The 4,678-nt window shown below is 42.6% G+C and carries 5 protein-coding genes; 2 read left to right on the top strand and 3 right to left on the bottom strand.

The features are described from left to right. Nucleotides 1-98 precede the first annotated feature (98 nt). A complete protein-coding gene (locus H6G97_RS45730) occupies nucleotides 99-785 on the top strand; it encodes a sigma-70 family RNA polymerase sigma factor (RefSeq protein WP_190947043.1) in 687 nt (228 codons plus the stop codon). 244 nt (nucleotides 786-1,029) lie between these two features. After that, entirely contained in the window at nucleotides 1,030-2,256 is a 1,227-nt protein-coding gene (locus H6G97_RS45725; protein WP_190947042.1) for a PQQ-dependent sugar dehydrogenase, read from the top strand. A gap of 563 nt (nucleotides 2,257-2,819) precedes the next feature. Here H6G97_RS45725 and H6G97_RS45720 read toward each other — a convergent pair. From H6G97_RS45720 to H6G97_RS45715, 3 genes are all read right to left on the bottom strand, one after another. Beyond that, on the bottom strand, nucleotides 2,820-3,389 hold the full coding sequence (locus tag H6G97_RS45720) for a gamma-glutamyl-gamma-aminobutyrate hydrolase family protein (protein ID WP_338421990.1): 570 nt from the start codon (nucleotides 3,387-3,389) through the stop codon (nucleotides 2,820-2,822). Then, nucleotides 3,385-3,591: a gamma-glutamyl-gamma-aminobutyrate hydrolase family protein gene (locus tag H6G97_RS54190; protein ID WP_242056073.1), complete on the bottom strand. Its 207-nt coding sequence runs from the start codon at nucleotides 3,589-3,591 to the stop codon at nucleotides 3,385-3,387. Before H6G97_RS54190 ends, H6G97_RS45720 begins: the two co-directional genes overlap by 5 nt. Nucleotides 3,592-3,637: 46 nt before the next feature. Then, a partial coding sequence (locus H6G97_RS45715; protein ID WP_190947041.1) for a glutamate--cysteine ligase occupies nucleotides 3,638-4,678 on the bottom strand: 1,041 nt, incomplete at its 5' end.

The raw sequence follows: 4,678 nt of genomic DNA, 5'->3' as shown, positions 1-4,678 counted from the left end.
TTTTTGTAAATTCTCTTTCTGTAATTTACTTAAGTATCCTTTGGCTGGCATAGCAGTAAGTCCACGAGTTTATTTAATTTACATTTTATGCAAATTAGATGTGGAACAGCTTAGTCTCTGTTGCCAAAAAATATCAAAACCGCAATTTAGAATTTCTCGATTTGATCCAAGAAGGAGCAATCGGTTTACAGAGGGGTATAGAAAAGTTTGACCCGAACCTGGGGTATAGACTCTCAACTTACGCATACTGGTGGATTACCCAAGCAATTACTAGAGCCATTGCGGAACAATCACGGACTATTAGATTGCCTGTTCACCTCACTGAAATACTTAATAAAGTAAAGAAGGTGCAGCGAGAAAGCTTTCAAAAGCTCGGTCGTCATGCCACTGCTGAAGAAATTGCATCAACATTAAACATAAGCACAGATAAGCTTCGAGAATATCTCAGCGCTTCTCGCACAGCTATTTCTTTAAATAAACAAGTTGGAGATGAGAAAGAGACAGAATTGGGCGAAATTTTAGCAGACGTTGGTGCTTCACCAGAAAAACTGCTCACCCAAGAACTTTTATCGCAAGACGTGGCGAAATTTTTAGCACCACTGACACCTATACAGCGTCAAGTGTTGACTTTAAGCTTTGGGCTAGAGAACGATCAGCATTTCAATCTCGCTCAGATTGTCCAACAGTTAAACCTTAGCCGAGAACGGATTCGTCAAATCCAGGTCAAGGCGATTAACATTCTCCGCCATCATCAAAATGATATCCAAGAGTATTTATTTGATTAAGAGGATGTTTTAGTCAGATGATGCACGGATGATGCACGGATTTTAAAAGTAAGACCACAATAGTAATCAGTTGGGTGTCTCTATTAATAGATATAGTTCTGAAGCTGGAATTTAGTTAGTGATTGTACTCCATTAGTCAGATGCAATAGCCTGAGTAACAGTGTAGTTTAACCCGTATAAGTACCTTACTCTTCAGCTAAAAAGAGCAATCCTGAGTGCAAACCAATACTTACAGGCTTTACAAATGAAATTAATCACGAAACCAAAATCTCTCTTGATGGGATGTGCTTTAGCATTGGGACTTGCTGTTCCTGTAAGCTCTCAACAACCCCAGCCATTAAGAATCGAGCGCGTAGAAGGTTACTTAGCGACTCCAGAAAGGTTAAAATTCAATGAATCTTTATTGAATGAGTTACAGCTACCCCCTGGGTTTGAAATTAGCATATTTGCTCAAGATTTAGGTAATCCCCGCAACTTAGCAGTTGCTGCTAATGGTACAGTCTACGTAACTCGGCGTGAGCAAGGTGATGTTATAGCTTTAACAGACACAAACAAAGATGGACGCGCTAACCAAAAACGTACTGTTGCATCAGGGCTAAAGTTTGTTAACGACATCACCATCAACCAAAATCGCCTGTATTTTGTTACTGATACACATTTATACGCTACTAATTTATTATCCAATGGTAGGGAAGGTAAGATCCAGACCTTAATTAGCAATCTACCTGATGCTGGACAACACCCGAATCGCACTATTGGCTTTGGCCCTGATGGATTGCTTTATCTTTCCGTAGGTAGCACTTGTAACGCTTGTGACGAGCCAAATGACGAACACGCCACCCTATTGCAAGTTCAACCTGATGGTAGCAAGCGAACTATCTACGCCAAAGGATTACGAAATACTATCGGTTTTGCTTGGCATCCCCAAACTAAGGAGCTTTGGGGAATGGATCACGGTTCAGACTGGCGAGGTAACACTATACCACCAGAAGAATTAAACTTAATTAAACAGGGTGGAAATTATGGTTGGCCATTCTGTTGGGGTGCTCGTCGCCCTGATGTCTACCTCCAAGCCAACCCAACAGGCACAACCAAGGAGGAATATTGCAAAAAAACCGAAGAACCTGTAAGCACTTATACAGCTCATAGTGCCCCTTTGGACTTAGTTTTTTATACTGCTTCCCAATTTCCCGTTCAGTATCGGAATTCTGCTTTCGTCACTATGCGTGGTTCTTGGAACCGCAATCCACCCGTTGGGTATAAAGTTGTGCGTTTGCGTTTCGAGAATGGCAAACCAGTGCAGTTTGAAGATTTTGTTACAGGTTTCTTAAGACCAGACGGAAAAGCACAGTTTGGTAGACCAGTGGGTTTAGCTACAGCACTAGATGGTTCTCTGTTATTTACTGACGATACTAATGGCGTAATTTATCGTATATCCTATGTAGGACAAAAACCCTCATCTGGTAGGTGATTTCAGTAACCTCTACTTGGATTTAAAAATTCCCGCATCTGTTGTGAGTTCATTTGTGTTTTTTGGCGCTCATTTCGGTTGGTGCAAAAGTGTCGCGCTCTACGCAAATTGAGGGAATTCCGTCGCTCATCTAATACTGTTGTCGCAAATCGTACCCAAAATTGGGGAGTATTTTGCAGCAAACCGAGGGGCGATTTTTGGTGCTTGTTAGGCAACCCCACAGGCAGAAAACAACGCTTGATGCTGTTCTTCTTGAACCACGATCAGGTGTAATTGGGCGATGCCTCTGCAAATTCGTCATCACTACGAAGGAACCAGCACTATCTATAGTTCGCTTTCGTGACGAAAGCAGGGTAAAGGGTACTGGGGAAAGGGGGAAAGGGATTTAAAACCTTTCCCCCAAACCCTTTTCCCAGCCTGAAAAAGCGCATCTTTGGGTTGGCAGACTACTAGTCCAAGCTGCATTTTTAGTTTCAGCCCCTTCCTTTCCAGGCTTGTCTGAATGGCACTGGTGAAAGCATTGCAATTGCAGAAAAATTTTCAGCACCGATTAATTGGGGGGATCACCCTGGATCTGAGCCGGTTGCGAGGTTAGGGTTATCCCAGAAGTGTCTTGTCTGTGCAGCCTGAACGAGAGCTTGAAAAAGTCTTTGATGATTGGGATCGAGAATTGAAAGCTCAGGATGCCATTGTACACCAATTGCCCAAGGGTGGTGTTCATGCTCCACAGCTTCAATGACTTCATCATCCGAAGCATGAGCAACAACCCGCCAACCAGGTGGTACTTTATCTATCGCTTGATGATGCCAAGAAACTACAGATATGTGAGAATTCTGTAAACAGTCAGCTAAAAGGCTTTCTACATCTATCCTGACAAGATGTTCTGTAGGTAAACGTCGTCCAGGCTCAGGCTCTAAACGATGTAATGCAGATGTACCGTAAACATCTGGAATGTGAGGAATTAGAGTACCCCCACAGGCGACGATGAGAATTTGTAAACCCCGGCAAATACCCAATATCGGCAGAGGACGTTCAAGAGCAAATTTGCCAAGCTGCAATTCAAAAGCATCACGTTCGCAATCAACAGAATAAATAGTAGGATGAGCAAAACCGTTGTAGCAAGCAGGGTCAATATCTCCACCACCAGAGATGATTAAACCTGTCCAAAGAATCTAGAAGTTGAGCCGGCTCAATTTCTCCTGGTGGTAATAATATGGGAATGCCACCTGAAGCACGGACTGCATCTATATATTCACTTGGCAAAGAAAATGGTAATGCTGCAAGGCGACCGTAAGTTGTAATCCCAATCAATGGTTTTCGAGATTTTCTACTCATCTTGATGCTATTTCACTATTTCGTCTAACATTTTTGTAAGATTCGATTAATGCTGCTGTAGCAACAATCCTTCATCAGTATCCAAGGATGCGAGGGGATGTTCTATATCTATCGATGAAACAATAGCTTCTAGCTTGTCACAACTTGAGCGTACTAAACGCAAACCAGTATCTAATGAAAGTTGAGTAGTTGTTGGGGTGAACTCTTGCAAGATGCTGGCTTCTATCGTCTGATACTGATCAAGGTTTCTGCACAGTTTTGCCAGAAAATTTGCTCCTTCGCCACCAACAGCGCTGGCAAACTGCAAAATGGAATCGACGTAAGCTCTAACTTTGGGGTTTTTAATTCCTTCTGTAGCTGAGGCTAAGAGCAATTCCCCTGATAAATATTCAAAATCTGGTACATACAAGCGATTGCCAACTAGTTCAAATATCTGCATTCCTTTAGATGGTCTTACTGTTAAGTTCTCATGTCTAACTCCTTCAGCTAATTTTTCCAGCAATATAATTACAAGTAAAATTACAGAAGAAAGGTTGCTATCTATACATCTGATTTCTACTGTACTGAGTTTGTTGAGTCGAACTGGATTCCAAGCTGACTTGAGTAAGCTAACTCCCGATTCTTTGAACAGGTTCGGTTGAATTTCGGCTTTTTCCATTGCTTGCAGCCAAGCATGATAACGAGCGAACTGCTGCTCGACTAAACCCTCAACACTTTCGGCATAAGGCATGAGTCCACCGACAGGTTGTAAATTAGTATAAACTCCCTCCCAACCGAAGGTTTCGCTACCTCGATAACGAATTGTACGCGCGGCTAGCCCTAACGCCTGTCCTTCATAAAAGGGACACGCCCGCGTCAGGGAAATAAGTGCAGAGTCGCAAGCTGTAGCTAAATTATAGATATTTAATAGTTCTTCTCGCTCAATTGATGTCGAGTTGTAGGATACTCCAACACGAGGGTCAATTACTCCAGGCGGGACTTCCAAATGCAGGTGTGTACCTGTACATTTTCCGGCGTGCAAAAATTTTGAAATGCCGACAGTCCGCGCTTGGATATGGTAATTAGGGTGATCTCGCATAACTGGCAT

The organism is Nostoc flagelliforme FACHB-838 (assembly GCF_014698065.1).
GTDB lineage: Bacteria > Cyanobacteriota > Cyanobacteriia > Cyanobacteriales > Nostocaceae > Nostoc > Nostoc flagelliforme_B.
The sequence above is the reverse complement of the archived record's forward strand: the minus strand, read 5'-3'. Positions and strand labels throughout refer to the sequence as shown.